This is a genomic window from Pedobacter sp. P26 (assembly GCF_050632135.1).
Lineage (GTDB): Bacteria > Bacteroidota > Bacteroidia > Sphingobacteriales > Sphingobacteriaceae > Pedobacter.
In genome coordinates this window covers 5,284,187-5,300,321 of sequence record NZ_CP192574.1, presented here as the reverse complement: position 1 = coordinate 5,300,321, position 16,135 = coordinate 5,284,187, and the positions used below count along the sequence as shown (strand labels likewise).

Below are 16,135 nucleotides of genomic sequence, written 5' to 3'. Positions count from 1 at the left end.
GGTAAGCAAGACTATAAAAGGCATAACGGTAGCCAATGGCGCTATTTTTAACTTCGTTCGAAGTAAAGGTAGCCGTATAGTTGGCTGTCCAGCGTGCAATAGCAAAAAGTTAACCCCACCTGTGTGGTAAAAACAAAAGGTTTTGGTTTAAAGGTAATCGGTCCCTTATCATTCCTAAATAAACCACCCTGCAGGCTCGAATCAAATACCACAGCATGTAATTGTGGACTAACCGAAAGAAAAAGTTCGTATTTGCGCTGAGCTTTATAGTTGTTGTTATTATTCACCAAGCTGTTAAAAGCTGCTGAGCCTTCCATATCGTTAAATCTTCCCAAACGGAACATGGCACCAAGGTTGGCCTTTGTAATTACGTTGCCAAGCGCAGCCGAAGCCGTTCCCGTAACATCAAATACCTTATTATTGGTGGTTATTAAAAGTTTGTTGTATTCGGCGCCCAGGTTCAGTGCCAGCTCACTGTTTAAACCGTATTCCCATCCTTCAATCTGGTTTTGACCAACCAGTTTATGAAATGCTTTTTGAAACTTTTCGCCCAAGGCATCTTTTCCCGTAACGCCAAGCTGTGCCGAAACTTTTAACAGCTGTTTGTTATCATAAAACCGGCTATAATTAGCCTCTCCATATAAGTATGCTGTGAAAGGCCTGTCATGTAAAGCGGGATTAGGTACGAAACTATAATAGGGATTGTAAATTTTTTGACCAAGCTCAAAGCCTATAATCTCTTTGCTTCTCCCGGTTTTCAGGTTTTCACCGTTTAAAGCGTGCCTAAATTTAATAAAAGCACCGTTTGTATAATAGCGGTCGCTGGTAATATCAATATAAGCATCATTCTCTGAGATAATAACAAGCTCATTTTTATAATTTTGCGCGTAACTAATTTCTGCAATGCCGATAAATAGCAGAGAAAAGTATATTTTGAGCATCAACTTCATTTGTTTGGATGGTTTATTAAGGCTATAAAAGTATTAATTATTGTTCAAAATATTGATACTGCAATCCTTTGTTAAGCTTGGTTTATTTATTTAGTACATATTATGCTATTGTTTTTTCAGCAAAGCAGTTGTTGTGCTACTATATCAGCATGTTCCCGCTTTCCGTTTGTAGTGCCGGCGTGAAGCCTGCAGCTACCACTGCAATCGGGTTTAGATGGGCGGGGGCAGGGGGTAACTTACGAAGTTTCCAAAAGGGCATGTGCGGAGAACTTCGTAAGTCTTCAGATCGCAGATTTCAAAAAACCTGCGAGGTTTATAAGTAGGCTTAAACACCTTTTGCTTCAAAAAGTTTTAACTATAGTAATTTTTTTTCCTGCTGAAAACCATCAACTTACGTCAAAGCCTGCACTATTCCACAAAAACCCTTTGGAAGGAACAATATTTTTCTTACTTTTGCATCCCGCTTCGGAGGAAGGGGTTTAGTTGAAAAGGTGTTATAGAGAGAGAGGAGAGCAGGATTTATTTTAAAATAAATATTGCGGGAGAGAAAAAGATTGTTACCTTTGCAGCCCGGTTCGGAAGAGCGGAAAGCTAAATCACATTAGCATATTGAAAAGCAAACAAGGAAAGAAGAAAGCTTAAAAAATAAAATTTATTTTATTTGCAAGTTCGGAAAAAGATCCTTACCTTTGCACTCCCAACCGAAAGGAAGGGTGAAAAAAATCGGAACGGCGGATGCCGGAAAGATAGAAAAAAGATTGAAACAAATGGAAACACGTTTAAGACGAACACGACTTGAACGAACAGAAGTTTGAAGATATATAAATGACCGGCCGTGAGGTTTACCAGGTCAATAAGTTCTTAAAAGAGATGTCAATGTAGCGTAGCGAGGTAATGAAGTACCGATCAAAGTACATGATTACGTAGCTTTATTTTAAAGGTGGTGTCTAACAGACAACATAAAAAAAGAAGACTATTTTTAACAATAGTTAAAACTGGTCAGCATCTTACAACACATTTTACAATGGAGAGTTTGATCCTGGCTCAGGATGAACGCTAGCGGCAGGCCTAATACATGCAAGTCGAACGATATTTTCCAGCTTGCTGGAAGAGAAAGTGGCGCACGGGTGCGTAACGCGTATGCAACCTACCTTTATCAGGGGGATAGCCCGGAGAAATCCGGATTAACACCGCATAAAAACACAGGATAGCATTATCCAATGTTCAAATATTTATAGGATAAAGATGGGCATGCGTGTCATTAGCTAGTTGGCGGGGTAACGGCCCACCAAGGCGACGATGACTAGGGGATCTGAGAGGATGACCCCCCACACTGGTACTGAGACACGGACCAGACTCCTACGGGAGGCAGCAGTAAGGAATATTGGTCAATGGAGGCAACTCTGAACCAGCCATGCCGCGTGCAGGAAGACTGCCCTATGGGTTGTAAACTGCTTTTATCCGGGAATAAACCTCTTTACGAGTAGAGAGCTGAATGTACCGGAAGAATAAGGATCGGCTAACTCCGTGCCAGCAGCCGCGGTAATACGGAGGATCCAAGCGTTATCCGGATTTATTGGGTTTAAAGGGTGCGTAGGCGGCCTGTTAAGTCAGGGGTGAAAGACGGTAGCTCAACTATCGCAGTGCCCTTGATACTGATGGGCTTGAATGGACTAGAGGTAGGCGGAATGAGACAAGTAGCGGTGAAATGCATAGATATGTCTCAGAACACCGATTGCGAAGGCAGCTTACTATGGTCTTATTGACGCTGAGGCACGAAAGCGTGGGGATCAAACAGGATTAGATACCCTGGTAGTCCACGCCCTAAACGATGAACACTCGCTGTTGGCGATACACAGTCAGCGGCTAAGCGAAAGCGTTAAGTGTTCCACCTGGGGAGTACGCTCGCAAGAGTGAAACTCAAAGGAATTGACGGGGGCCCGCACAAGCGGAGGAGCATGTGGTTTAATTCGATGATACGCGAGGAACCTTACCCGGGCTTGAAAGTTAGTGAATGATTTAGAGATAGATCAGTCCGCAAGGACACGAAACTAGGTGCTGCATGGCTGTCGTCAGCTCGTGCCGTGAGGTGTTGGGTTAAGTCCCGCAACGAGCGCAACCCCTATGTTTAGTTGCCAGCATGTAATGGTGGGGACTCTAAACAGACTGCCTGTGCAAACAGAGAGGAAGGAGGGGACGACGTCAAGTCATCATGGCCCTTACGTCCGGGGCTACACACGTGCTACAATGGATGGTACAGAGGGCAGCTACATAGCAATATGATGCGAATCTCACAAAGCCATTCACAGTTCGGATTGGGGTCTGCAACTCGACCCCATGAAGTTGGATTCGCTAGTAATCGCGTATCAGCAATGACGCGGTGAATACGTTCCCGGGCCTTGTACACACCGCCCGTCAAGCCATGGAAGTTGGGGGTACCTAAAGTATGTAACCGTAAGGAGCGTCCTAGGGTAAAACCGATAACTGGGGCTAAGTCGTAACAAGGTAGCCGTACCGGAAGGTGCGGCTGGAATACCTCCTTTCTGGAGTAGACTCACCTACTCGCCACGCAACATGATATTTCTAATTAAGGTATATGGTAATAAGGTATAAGGCTTAAGGTCTTGATACTGGATACTAAATACTTTAAAAACACAAGAGAAAAAAGAAACACCCAGAAGAAAACGGTGGGCATACTATAAAGGTAAGCTTAACGGAGACAAGAAGGGGAAGCCAAAGGAAGCAGTAGCGGTAAGATACTATATACTGCAAACTATTGCTTACCTGAAATCAAGAAGTCCCGTAGCTCAGCCTGGTTAGAGCACTACACTGATAATGTAGGGGTCTCCAGTTCAAATCTGGACGGGACTACCATTGAAGTTGGGAGTAAAGAGAAAAGAGCCTGGGAGTTATGAATACTCCAGACTAATGACTCCAAACTCAAAACTAATACTCTGGGGGATTAGCTCAGCTGGCTAGAGCGCCTGCCTTGCACGCAGGAGGTCAACGGTTCGACTCCGTTATTCTCCACTGAAGAATGGCAACCGTTTAACGGTTCGTCCCGATAGCTATCGGGACCGTTATTCTCCACCATAAAGGTTGAGGGTCAGAAGGTAGAAGGCAAAGAGGTAAACTTTAAGCCGGTACATAGACCACAACAGAATAAATACCTTATTATCGGGATAGATAATATACATTGACATAAAGATTAAGAAAAGAAGAAACGCCAGGGGGCACATATATAGATATAATAATATCGAAATATGAAACGGTTCGAGACCGCAGTTTTTTACTAACGAAGCTGAAACGAAGCTTAGGTTGGGGACAATGAAACCCTCCGCCTTTATACCTTCGGCCTTCAGCCTCAGTAAAGTTCTTTGACATATTGGAAGAAGTTAAAAAAGAAGAGCAAACAACAATAGGCGACTGTTGTGTTTGTGCTCTCCCGACTTTACGTTGGGAATGAGACATCATAACAAGAGCAAAAAAGCATACCTTGCGGCGCAAAAGGCGCAAGAGTAGAAGAAAGTAATAAAGAGTACACGGGGGATGCCTTGGCTCTCAGAGGCGATGAAGGACGTGATAAGCTGCGATAAGCTTCGGGTATTTGCAAATAGGAATTGATCCGAAGATTTCCGAATGGGGCAACCCGGCATGTTGAAGACATGTCACATATAATGAGCAAACCTGCCGAACTGAAACATCTAAGTAAGCAGAGGAAGAGAAAATAACAATGATTTCCTAAGTAGTGGCGAGCGAAAGGGAAAGAGCCCAAACCTACTTTGTTACGGCAAAGTGGGGGTTGTAGGACTGCAACATGGCATTAGCAAACAGAAGTGGAATGGGATGGGAAGCCCAGCGATACACGGTGATAGCCCGGTACACGTATAGAATGCTAGCCTAGCAGTATCCTGAGTACCGCGAGGTCGGAGACGCCTTGTGGGAATCTGCCGGCACCATCCGGTAAGGCTAAATACTCCTGAGAGACCGATAGTGAACCAGTACCGTGAGGGAAAGGTGAAAAGAACCCCGAACAGGGGAGTGAAATAGAACCTGAAACCGTGTACTTACAAGCGGTCGGAGCGTCCAGGTGGCGTGACGGCGTGCCTTTTGCATAATGAGCCTACGAGTTACTCTTCTCTGGCAAGGTTAAGTGCTTCAGGCACGGATCCGAAGCGAAAGCGAGTCTGAATAGGGCGTATAGTCAGAGGAGGTAGACGCGAAACCTTGTGATCTACCCATGGACAGGTTGAAGGTGCGGTAACACGTACTGGAGGACCGAACCGATAAACGTTGAAAAGTTTCCGGATGATCTGTGGGTAGGGGTGAAAGGCTAATCAAACTGGGAAATAGCTCGTACTCCCCGAAATGTTTTTAGGAACAGCGTCGACGTTGAGTTATATAGAGGTAGAGCTACTGATTGGGTGCGGGGGAGTCAAATCCTACCAAATCCAGACAAACTCCGAATGCTATATAATATAGTCGGCAGTGAGGCGCGGGGTGCTAAGGTCACGCGCCGAGAGGGAAAGAACCCAGACCATCAGCTAAGGTCCCCAAGTTACAGTTAAGTTGAACTAACGAGGTCCGATTGCACAGACAGCTAGGATGTTGGCTTGGAAGCAGCCATTCATTTAAAGAGTGCGTAACAGCTCACTAGTCGAGCGATCGGGCATGGATAATAAACGGGCATTAAACTGTACACCGAAGCTATGGGATTGAAATATATCGGTAGGGGAGCATTCTATCGGCAGCGAAGGTACCTGGTAATGGGTGCTGGAGCTTATAGAAAAGCAAATGTAGGCATAAGTAACGATAAGGCGGGCGAGAAACCCGCCCACCGAAAGGATAAGGTTTCCTGATCAACGCTAATCGGATCAGGGTTAGTCGGGACCTAAGGAGAACCCGAAGGGGAAATTCGATGGACAACGGGTTAATATTCCCGTACTTTTTATAACTGCGATGTGGGGACGGAGTAGTGACACTGCCGCGATCTGACGGAATAGATCGTTAAAGGCTGTAGGTATTAGAACGGTAGGCAAATCCGCCGATCTAGCTGAACGCTGATAGTACCGCAAGCCTTCGGGTGAGTGGATAGTGCAGGTAATCAGACTTCCAAGAAAAACCGCTAAGCTTCAGGTTATAAAAACCCGTACCGCAAACCGACACAGGTATCCGGGAAGAGGATTCTAAGGTGCTCGAGTGAATCATGGCTAAGGAACTCGGCAAAATGGCCCTGTAACTTCGGGAGAAGGGGCGCTGGCAGTAATGTCAGCCGCAGTGAAAAGGCCCAGGCGACTGTTTAACAAAAACACATGGCTTTGCAAAATCGAAAGATGAGGTATAAGGCCTGACACCTGCCCGGTGCTGGAAGGTTAAGAGGGGATGTCATCGTAAGAGAAGCATTGAATCGAAGCCCCAGTAAACGGCGGCCGTAACTATAACGGTCCTAAGGTAGCGAAATTCCTTGTCGGGTAAGTTCCGACCTGCACGAATGGTGTAACGATCTGGGCGCTGTCTCAGCCATGAGCTCGGTGAAATTGTGGTCCCGGTGAAGACGCCGGGTACCCGCAACGGGACGGAAAGACCCCATGCACCTTCACTACAATTTAACATTGACATTGGATACAGGATGTGTAGGATAGGTGGGAGGCTTTGAAGCGGCGTCGCTAGGCGTCGTGGAGCCAACGTTGAAATACCACCCTTTCTGTATTCGGTGTCTAATCCCTCTAAGGGGGAGACATTGTTTGATGGGTAGTTTGACTGGGGTGGTCGCCTCCAAAAAGGTAACGGAGGCTTTCAAAGGTAAGCTCAGTACGCTTGGTAACCGTACGCGGAGTGCAATAGCATAAGCTTGCTTGACTGTGAGACAGACAAGTCGATCAGGGTCGAAAGACGGATATAGTGATCCGGTGGTTCTGCATGGAAGGGCCATCGCTCAAAGGATAAAAGGTACGCTGGGGATAACAGGCTGATCTCCCCCAAGAGCTCATATCGACGGGGAGGTTTGGCACCTCGATGTCGGCTCGTCACATCCTGGGGCTGGAGAAGGTCCCAAGGGTTCGGCTGTTCGCCGATTAAAGTGGCACGCGAGCTGGGTTCAGAACGTCGCGAGACAGTTCGGTCCCTATCTGTTGTGGGCGTAGGAATTTTGAGTGGGGCTGACCTTAGTACGAGAGGACCGGGTTGGACCAGCCTCTAGTGAATCTGTTGTTCCGCCAGGGGCATTGCAGAGTAGCTACGCTGGGAATAGATAAGCGCTGAAAGCATCTAAGTGCGAAACTAGCCACGAGATGAGAATTCCATATAGGACCGTAGCAGACTACTACGTTGATAGGCTACAGATGTAAAGCTGGCGACAGCACAGTCGAGTAGTACTAATCATCCGAAGCTTTCAAAGCAAACAGACTGTTGTTTGTTCTTCAAACTAACTTCTTTCAATAATATGTCATTTAAGGCTGGAAGGCCGAAGGTAGAAAGGCGGAAGGTATATACCCTCCCACCCTAAAACCTTCCTCCCTTTAACCTTAATTAAAAATATTCAGGTGCCTATATCGGTGGTGTCCACCTCTTCCCATTCCGAACAGAGAAGTTAAGCCCACCAGAGCCGATGGTACTGCGGTAACACGTGGGAGAGTAGGTCGGTGCCAGATCTTAAAAGAAACCCTTCAGCAGAAATGTTGAAGGGTTTTCTTGTTATATACAAGGCCTTGTGTTTAAGGTCAGCGAAATTGAAATACTGAAAGGCTAAAAGCTGAGAGACCAAAGGCGGATTACCCTCTACCTTTATCCCCTCCACCTTCTACCTCAATAAAATATTCAGGTGCCTATATCGGTGGTGTCCACCTCTTCCCATTCCGAACAGAGAAGTTAAGCCCACCAGAGCCGATGGTACTGCGGTAACACGTGGGAGAGTAGGTCGGTGCCAGATCTTAAAAGAAACCCTTCAGCAGAAATGTTGAAGGGTTTTCTTCGTTTATGGCATTTTTGAAGCATGTTTTATTTGCTATCATTTGATATTAACAGTTCCAGATTATTCTCACCATTAAGGAGTGAAGAAGGGTTAAGGTATGGGCGCTATTCTTAATGTCCTTAATCCCTTAATGGTAAAGGGAGCCATAAACTTTTTCTCAACATTAAAGAGTTAAGCAAAGTTAAGGGTTTGTTCCCGCAGATCACGCTGATCTCTGCAGAGCCCATTCCATCACCCATTTTACATCTTGCCTATTTTTCTTCTGTCTGGGGTTAAATAGCCCTGATGACAGCGGTATCCCTTTTGGGTAAAGATGATTGTTTATGTTAGCATGGTTTCCCAAAAGGATTCAGCGTACAGCAGGAGGGAACCTAGCCTACAAGCACAGGAAACTGCGCTTCAAAACTAGGAGGTTTTTTTACCATTAAGGAGTTAAGAAAAGTTAAGGGTTTGTTCCCGCTGATCACGCTGATTTCCACATAGCCTATTCCATTATCCGTTTCCCATCTTACCTGTTTTTATCTTCTGGCCAGGGTTAAATAGCCCTGATGGGAGTGAGCACAGAGCCAATTCTTCATTGGCGGAGTAAAACGTACAGCAGGGCCGAACCAAACATAATGGTTACTGCTGCTGCGCTCCAAAAAATACAGTTACTCCTTAATACAAATAGAACTCCCTAATATTAATTCCCCTCTTTCAGTTTCAACATCAATAATTTATTTCTTTTTCCAACAGTTTTAGTTTATTACTGTTATAACCCGTGTTAATAAGTATGATTTGCTTTTAAAAATGTCGGCTTACATAGTTTCAATGCACGGTATAGGTTAAAAGATTTGGTGTGTGATTATCTAAATCTAAAAAGGAATTGATATTTTGCAGCATTAATAAATTTAGATATGGCTTCGGGTTTTTTTGCAATTTTAGATGATATAGGTGCGTTAATGGACGATGTTGCTGTAACGGCAAAGTTGGCGGCTAAGAAAACGGCCGGTATTTTGGGGGATGACCTGGCAGTAAATGCCGAAAAATCTACAGGTTTCCTTTCTTCAAGGGAATTACCCGTGCTATGGGCAATCACCAAGGGTTCTTTAGTGAATAAAATCATCATTGTTCCAATCGCGTTGCTGCTTAATGTTTTTTTTCCGGTTGCGATTAAAGTAATCTTGGTATTGGGTGGCTTGTATCTGGCTTATGAAGGGGTTGAAAAAATTGTTGAATATTTTTTCCATCGGCCTAAGCCCTCGTATGTTGAAGCTAAAGAAGTGATCGAAGAAGGTGAGACAGCAGAAAAGACAAAAATAAGATCTGCTATAACTACTGATTTTATCCTGTCGATAGAAATTGTCATTATAGCATTAGGCAGTGTTTTGGATGAAAAGCTTGTTATCCAGATCATAACTGTTTCCGTTATCGCATTATTGGCAACCATTGGCGTTTATGGTATAGTGGCGCTTATTGTCAGAATGGATGATGCTGGATACCGTTTGGTGAAAGCCTCTGGCGATAAAGGTATTTTTTCAACAATCGGAAAAATCCTGGTTAAATCGCTGCCTGTTATTATTAAAATTTTAAGTATTGTAGGAACGGTTGCACTAATATTGGTATCGGGTGGAATTTTTGCGCACAATATTGCTTTTGTGCATCATATTTTCCCTTCTTTCCCTTTAATTCTCCGTGAATTTGCTTTTGGATTAATAGCTGGATTAGTTTTAGTTCTAGGTCTAAATTTGAGCAAAAAACTTGTAGCCGTTATTAAGGCCTAATAGCCAAAAGAATTATTAAGCCATTCTTTTATAGCTTTTTATTATTTTTTCAGAAAAGCAATTGTTGTGCTACTATATCAGCATGTTCCCGCTTTCCGTTTGTAGTGCCGGCGTGAAGCCTGCAGCTACCACTGCAATCGGGTTTAGGTGGGAGGGCAGGGGGTACTTATAAAGTTTCCAGGTGGCGTGTGCGCCAGGAACTCATAAGTCTTCAGATCGCAGATTTCAAAAACCTGCGAGGTTTGTAAGTGTGTGCAAACACCTTTTGCTTCAAAAAGTTTTAACTATAGTGATTTTTTTCTTACTGAAAACCATTCACTTACGTTAAGCCCTGCACTATTCCACAGGAAACCTTTGGAAGGAACAATATTTTTCCTACTTTTGCATCCCGCTTCGGAGGAAGGGTTTTAGTTGAAAAGGTGTTATAGAGAGAGGAGAGCAGGATTTATTTTAAAATAAATATTGCGGGAGAGAAAAAGATTGTTACCTTTGCAGCCCGGTTCGGAAGAACGGAAAGCTAAATCACATTAGCATATTGAAAAGCAAACAAGGAAAGAAGAAGGCTTAAAAAATAAAATTTATTTTATTTGTGATTTCGGAAAAGATCCTTACCTTTGCACTCCCAACCGAAAGGAAGGGTAAAAAAATCGGAACGGCGGATGCCGGAAAGATAGAAAAAAGATTGAAACAAATGGAAACACGTTTAAGACGAACACGACTTGAACGAACAGAAGTTTGAAGATATATAAATGACCGGCCGTGAGGTTTACCAGGTCAGTAAGTTCTTAAAAGAGATGTCAATGTAGCGTAGCGAGGTAATGGAGTACCGATCAAAGTACATGATTACGTAGCTTTATTTTAAAGGTGGTGTCTAACAGACAACATAAAAAAAGAAGACTATTTTTAACAATAGTTAAAACTGGTCAGCATCTTACAACACATTTTACAATGGAGAGTTTGATCCTGGCTCAGGATGAACGCTAGCGGCAGGCCTAATACATGCAAGTCGAACGATATTTTCCAGCTTGCTGGAAGAGAAAGTGGCGCACGGGTGCGTAACGCGTATGCAACCTACCTTTATCAGGGGGATAGCCCGGAGAAATCCGGATTAACACCGCATAAAAACACAGGATAGCATTATCCAATGTTCAAATATTTATAGGATAAAGATGGGCATGCGTGTCATTAGCTAGTTGGCGGGGTAACGGCCCACCAAGGCGACGATGACTAGGGGATCTGAGAGGATGACCCCCACACTGGTACTGAGACACGGACCAGACTCCTACGGGAGGCAGCAGTAAGGAATATTGGTCAATGGAGGCAACTCTGAACCAGCCATGCCGCGTGCAGGAAGACTGCCCTATGGGTTGTAAACTGCTTTTATCCGGGAATAAACCTCTTTACGAGTAGAGAGCTGAATGTACCGGAAGAATAAGGATCGGCTAACTCCGTGCCAGCAGCCGCGGTAATACGGAGGATCCAAGCGTTATCCGGATTTATTGGGTTTAAAGGGTGCGTAGGCGGCCTGTTAAGTCAGGGGTGAAAGACGGTAGCTCAACTATCGCAGTGCCCTTGATACTGATGGGCTTGAATGGACTAGAGGTAGGCGGAATGAGACAAGTAGCGGTGAAATGCATAGATATGTCTCAGAACACCGATTGCGAAGGCAGCTTACTATGGTCTTATTGACGCTGAGGCACGAAAGCGTGGGGATCAAACAGGATTAGATACCCTGGTAGTCCACGCCCTAAACGATGAACACTCGCTGTTGGCGATACACAGTCAGCGGCTAAGCGAAAGCGTTAAGTGTTCCACCTGGGGAGTACGCTCGCAAGAGTGAAACTCAAAGGAATTGACGGGGGGCCCGCACAAGCGGAGGAGCATGTGGTTTAATTCGATGATACGCGAGGAACCTTACCCGGGCTTGAAAGTTAGTGAATGATTTAGAGATAGATCAGTCCGCAAGGACACGAAACTAGGTGCTGCATGGCTGTCGTCAGCTCGTGCCGTGAGGTGTTGGGTTAAGTCCCGCAACGAGCGCAACCCCTATGTTTAGTTGCCAGCATGTAATGGTGGGGACTCTAAACAGACTGCCTGTGCAAACAGAGAGGAAGGAGGGGACGACGTCAAGTCATCATGGCCCTTACGTCCGGGGCTACACACGTGCTACAATGGATGGTACAGAGGGCAGCTACATAGCAATATGATGCGAATCTCACAAAGCCATTCACAGTTCGGATTGGGGTCTGCAACTCGACCCCATGAAGTTGGATTCGCTAGTAATCGCGTATCAGCAATGACGCGGTGAATACGTTCCCGGGCCTTGTACACACCGCCCGTCAAGCCATGGAAGTTGGGGGTACCTAAAGTATGTAACCGTAAGGAGCGTCCTAGGGTAAAACCGATAACTGGGGCTAAGTCGTAACAAGGTAGCCGTACCGGAAGGTGCGGCTGGAATACCTCCTTTCTGGAGTAGACTCACCTACTCGCCACGCAACATGATATTTCTAATTAAGGTATATGGTAATAAGGTATAAGGCTTAAGGTCTTGATACTGGATACTAAATACTTTAAAAACACAAGAGAAAAAAGAAACACCCAGAAGAAAACGGTGGGCATACTATAAAGGTAAGCTTAACGGAGACAAGAAGGGGAAGCCAAAGGAAGCAGTAGCGGTAAGATACTATATACTGCAAACTATTGCTTACCTGAAATCAAGAAGTCCCGTAGCTCAGCCTGGTTAGAGCACTACACTGATAATGTAGGGGTCTCCAGTTCAAATCTGGACGGGACTACCATTGAAGTTGGGAGTAAAGAGAAAAGAGCCTGGGAGTTATGAATACTCCAGACTAATGACTCCAAACTCAAAACTAATACTCTGGGGGATTAGCTCAGCTGGCTAGAGCGCCTGCCTTGCACGCAGGAGGTCAACGGTTCGACTCCGTTATTCTCCACTGAAGAATGGCAACCGTTTAACGGTTCGTCCCGATAGCTATCGGGACCGTTATTCTCCACCATAAAGGTTGAGGGTCAGAAGGTAGAAGGCAAAGAGGTAAACTTTAAGCCGGTACATAGACCACAACAGAATAAATACCTTATTATCGGGATAGATAATATACATTGACATAAAGATTAAGAAAAGAAGAAACGCCAGGGGGCACATATATAGATATAATAATATCGAAATATGAAACGGTTCGAGACCGCAGTTTTTTACTAACGAAGCTGAAACGAAGCTTAGGTTGGGGACAATGAAACCCTCCGCCTTTATACCTTCGGCCTTCAGCCTCAGTAAAGTTCTTTGACATATTGGAAGAAGTTAAAAAAGAAGAGCAAACAACAATAGGCGACTGTTGTGTTTGTGCTCTCCCGACTTTACGTTGGGAATGAGACATCATAACAAGAGCAAAAAAGCATACCTTGCGGCGCAAAAGGCGCAAGAGTAGAAGAAAGTAATAAAGAGTACACGGGGGATGCCTTGGCTCTCAGAGGCGATGAAGGACGTGATAAGCTGCGATAAGCTTCGGGTATTTGCAAATAGGAATTGATCCGAAGATTTCCGAATGGGGCAACCCGGCATGTTGAAGACATGTCACATATAATGAGCAAACCTGCCGAACTGAAACATCTAAGTAAGCAGAGGAAGAGAAAATAACAATGATTTCCTAAGTAGTGGCGAGCGAAAGGGAAAGAGCCCAAACCTACTTTGTTACGGCAAAGTGGGGGTTGTAGGACTGCAACATGGCATTAGCAAACAGAAGTGGAATGGGATGGGAAGCCCAGCGATACACGGTGATAGCCCGGTACACGTATAGAATGCTAGCCTAGCAGTATCCTGAGTACCGCGAGGTCGGAGACGCCTTGTGGGAATCTGCCGGCACCATCCGGTAAGGCTAAATACTCCTGAGAGACCGATAGTGAACCAGTACCGTGAGGGAAAGGTGAAAAGAACCCCGAACAGGGGAGTGAAATAGAACCTGAAACCGTGTACTTACAAGCGGTCGGAGCGTCCAGGTGGCGTGACGGCGTGCCTTTTGCATAATGAGCCTACGAGTTACTCTTCTCTGGCAAGGTTAAGTGCTTCAGGCACGGATCCGAAGCGAAAGCGAGTCTGAATAGGGCGTATAGTCAGAGGAGGTAGACGCGAAACCTTGTGATCTACCCATGGACAGGTTGAAGGTGCGGTAACACGTACTGGAGGACCGAACCGATAAACGTTGAAAAGTTTCCGGATGATCTGTGGGTAGGGGTGAAAGGCTAATCAAACTGGGAAATAGCTCGTACTCCCCGAAATGTTTTTAGGAACAGCGTCGACGTTGAGTTATATAGAGGTAGAGCTACTGATTGGGTGCGGGGGAGTCAAATCCTACCAAATCCAGACAAACTCCGAATGCTATATAATATAGTCGGCAGTGAGGCGCGGGGTGCTAAGGTCACGCGCCGAGAGGGAAAGAACCCAGACCATCAGCTAAGGTCCCCAAGTTACAGTTAAGTTGAACTAACGAGGTCCGATTGCACAGACAGCTAGGATGTTGGCTTGGAAGCAGCCATTCATTTAAAGAGTGCGTAACAGCTCACTAGTCGAGCGATCGGGCATGGATAATAAACGGGCATTAAACTGTACACCGAAGCTATGGGATTGAAATATATCGGTAGGGGAGCATTCTATCGGCAGCGAAGGTACCTGGTAATGGGTGCTGGAGCTTATAGAAAAGCAAATGTAGGCATAAGTAACGATAAGGCGGGCGAGAAACCCGCCCACCGAAAGGATAAGGTTTCCTGATCAACGCTAATCGGATCAGGGTTAGTCGGGACCTAAGGAGAACCCGAAGGGGAAATTCGATGGACAACGGGTTAATATTCCCGTACTTTTTATAACTGCGATGTGGGGACGGAGTAGTGACACTGCCGCGATCTGACGGAATAGATCGTTAAAGGCTGTAGGTATTAGAACGGTAGGCAAATCCGCCGATCTAGCTGAACGCTGATAGTACCGCAAGCCTTCGGGTGAGTGGATAGTGCAGGTAATCAGACTTCCAAGAAAAACCGCTAAGCTTCAGGTTATAAAAACCCGTACCGCAAACCGACACAGGTATCCGGGAAGAGGATTCTAAGGTGCTCGAGTGAATCATGGCTAAGGAACTCGGCAAAATGGCCCTGTAACTTCGGGAGAAGGGGCGCTGGCAGTAATGTCAGCCGCAGTGAAAAGGCCCAGGCGACTGTTTAACAAAAACACATGGCTTTGCAAAATCGAAAGATGAGGTATAAGGCCTGACACCTGCCCGGTGCTGGAAGGTTAAGAGGGGATGTCATCGTAAGAGAAGCATTGAATCGAAGCCCCAGTAAACGGCGGCCGTAACTATAACGGTCCTAAGGTAGCGAAATTCCTTGTCGGGTAAGTTCCGACCTGCACGAATGGTGTAACGATCTGGGCGCTGTCTCAGCCATGAGCTCGGTGAAATTGTGGTCCCGGTGAAGACGCCGGGTACCCGCAACGGGACGGAAAGACCCCATGCACCTTCACTACAATTTAACATTGACATTGGATACAGGATGTGTAGGATAGGTGGGAGGCTTTGAAGCGGCGTCGCTAGGCGTCGTGGAGCCAACGTTGAAATACCACCCTTTCTGTATTCGGTGTCTAATCCCTCTAAGGGGGAGACATTGTTTGATGGGTAGTTTGACTGGGGTGGTCGCCTCCAAAAAGGTAACGGAGGCTTTCAAAGGTAAGCTCAGTACGCTTGGTAACCGTACGCGGAGTGCAATAGCATAAGCTTGCTTGACTGTGAGACAGACAAGTCGATCAGGGTCGAAAGACGGATATAGTGATCCGGTGGTTCTGCATGGAAGGGCCATCGCTCAAAGGATAAAAGGTACGCTGGGGATAACAGGCTGATCTCCCCCAAGAGCTCATATCGACGGGGAGGTTTGGCACCTCGATGTCGGCTCGTCACATCCTGGGGCTGGAGAAGGTCCCAAGGGTTCGGCTGTTCGCCGATTAAAGTGGCACGCGAGCTGGGTTCAGAACGTCGCGAGACAGTTCGGTCCCTATCTGTTGTGGGCGTAGGAATTTTGAGTGGGGCTGACCTTAGTACGAGAGGACCGGGTTGGACCAGCCTCTAGTGAATCTGTTGTTCCGCCAGGGGCATTGCAGAGTAGCTACGCTGGGAATAGATAAGCGCTGAAAGCATCTAAGTGCGAAACTAGCCACGAGATGAGAATTCCATATAGGACCGTAGCAGACTACTACGTTGATAGGCTACAGATGTAAAGCTGGCGACAGCACAGTCGAGTAGTACTAATCATCCGAAGCTTTCAAAGCAAACAGACTGTTGTTTGTTCTTCAAACTAACTTCTTTCAATAATATGTCATTTAAGGCTGGAAGGCCGAAGGTAGAAAGGCGGAAGGTATAACCCTCCCACCCTAAAACCCTCCTCCCTTTAACCTTAAT

General features: G+C 45.8%; 2 protein-coding genes, 4 tRNA genes and 6 rRNA genes. 11 read left to right on the top strand and 1 reads right to left on the bottom strand.

The genetic code is table 11. The features are described from left to right. Positions 1–47: 47 nt before the first annotated feature. A complete protein-coding gene (locus ACQ86H_RS24505) occupies positions 48–941 on the bottom strand; it encodes a lipid A deacylase LpxR family protein (RefSeq protein ID WP_431292794.1) in 894 nt (297 codons plus the stop codon). Positions 942–1,971: 1,030 nt separating this feature from the next. Between ACQ86H_RS24505 and ACQ86H_RS24500 the strand changes: the two genes are divergently transcribed. The 11 genes from ACQ86H_RS24500 to ACQ86H_RS24450 all read left to right on the top strand — a co-directional run bounded on the left by ACQ86H_RS24500 (position 1,972) and on the right by ACQ86H_RS24450 (position 16,004). Then, positions 1,972–3,493: ribosomal RNA gene (locus ACQ86H_RS24500) — 16S ribosomal RNA — on the top strand. Positions 3,494–3,746: 253 nt separating this feature from the next. Beyond that, positions 3,747–3,824 (top strand) — tRNA-Ile (locus ACQ86H_RS24495). A gap of 82 nt (positions 3,825–3,906) precedes the next feature. Next, positions 3,907–3,980 (top strand) — tRNA-Ala (locus ACQ86H_RS24490). A gap of 492 nt (positions 3,981–4,472) precedes the next feature. Further along, positions 4,473–7,347, top strand: a 23S ribosomal RNA gene (locus ACQ86H_RS24485). 141 nt (positions 7,348–7,488) lie between these two features. Next, positions 7,489–7,600, top strand: a 5S ribosomal RNA gene (gene rrf, locus ACQ86H_RS24480). Positions 7,601–7,766: 166 nt separating this feature from the next. Then, positions 7,767–7,878 (top strand): 5S ribosomal RNA (rrf, locus tag ACQ86H_RS24475). The 16S, 23S and 5S rRNA genes sit together here with 2 tRNA genes alongside, the layout of an rRNA operon. A 938-nt stretch (positions 7,879–8,816) precedes the next feature. Further along, positions 8,817–9,683 (top strand): DUF808 domain-containing protein, encoded by an 867-nt coding sequence (locus tag ACQ86H_RS24470; RefSeq protein ID WP_431292793.1) that lies wholly within the window; start codon positions 8,817–8,819, stop codon positions 9,681–9,683. Positions 9,684–10,628: 945 nt separating this feature from the next. Next, positions 10,629–12,150, top strand: a 16S ribosomal RNA gene (locus ACQ86H_RS24465). A 253-nt stretch (positions 12,151–12,403) separates the two neighbouring features. After that, a tRNA-Ile gene (locus ACQ86H_RS24460) sits at positions 12,404–12,481 on the top strand. Positions 12,482–12,563: 82 nt separating this feature from the next. Then, positions 12,564–12,637: transfer RNA gene (locus ACQ86H_RS24455), tRNA-Ala, on the top strand. Positions 12,638–13,129: 492 nt separating this feature from the next. Continuing rightward, positions 13,130–16,004, top strand: a 23S ribosomal RNA gene (locus tag ACQ86H_RS24450). Positions 16,005–16,135: the final 131 nt, after the last annotated feature.

Excerpts from the sequence above, each read along its gene's own strand:
- ACQ86H_RS24505 (WP_431292794.1), bottom strand. The coding sequence starts at position 941 with ATGCTCAAAATATACTTTTCTCTGCTATTTATCGGCATTGCAGAAATT.
- ACQ86H_RS24470 (WP_431292793.1), top strand. The coding sequence starts at position 8,817 with ATGGCTTCGGGTTTTTTTGCAATTTTAGATGATATAGGTGCGTTAATG.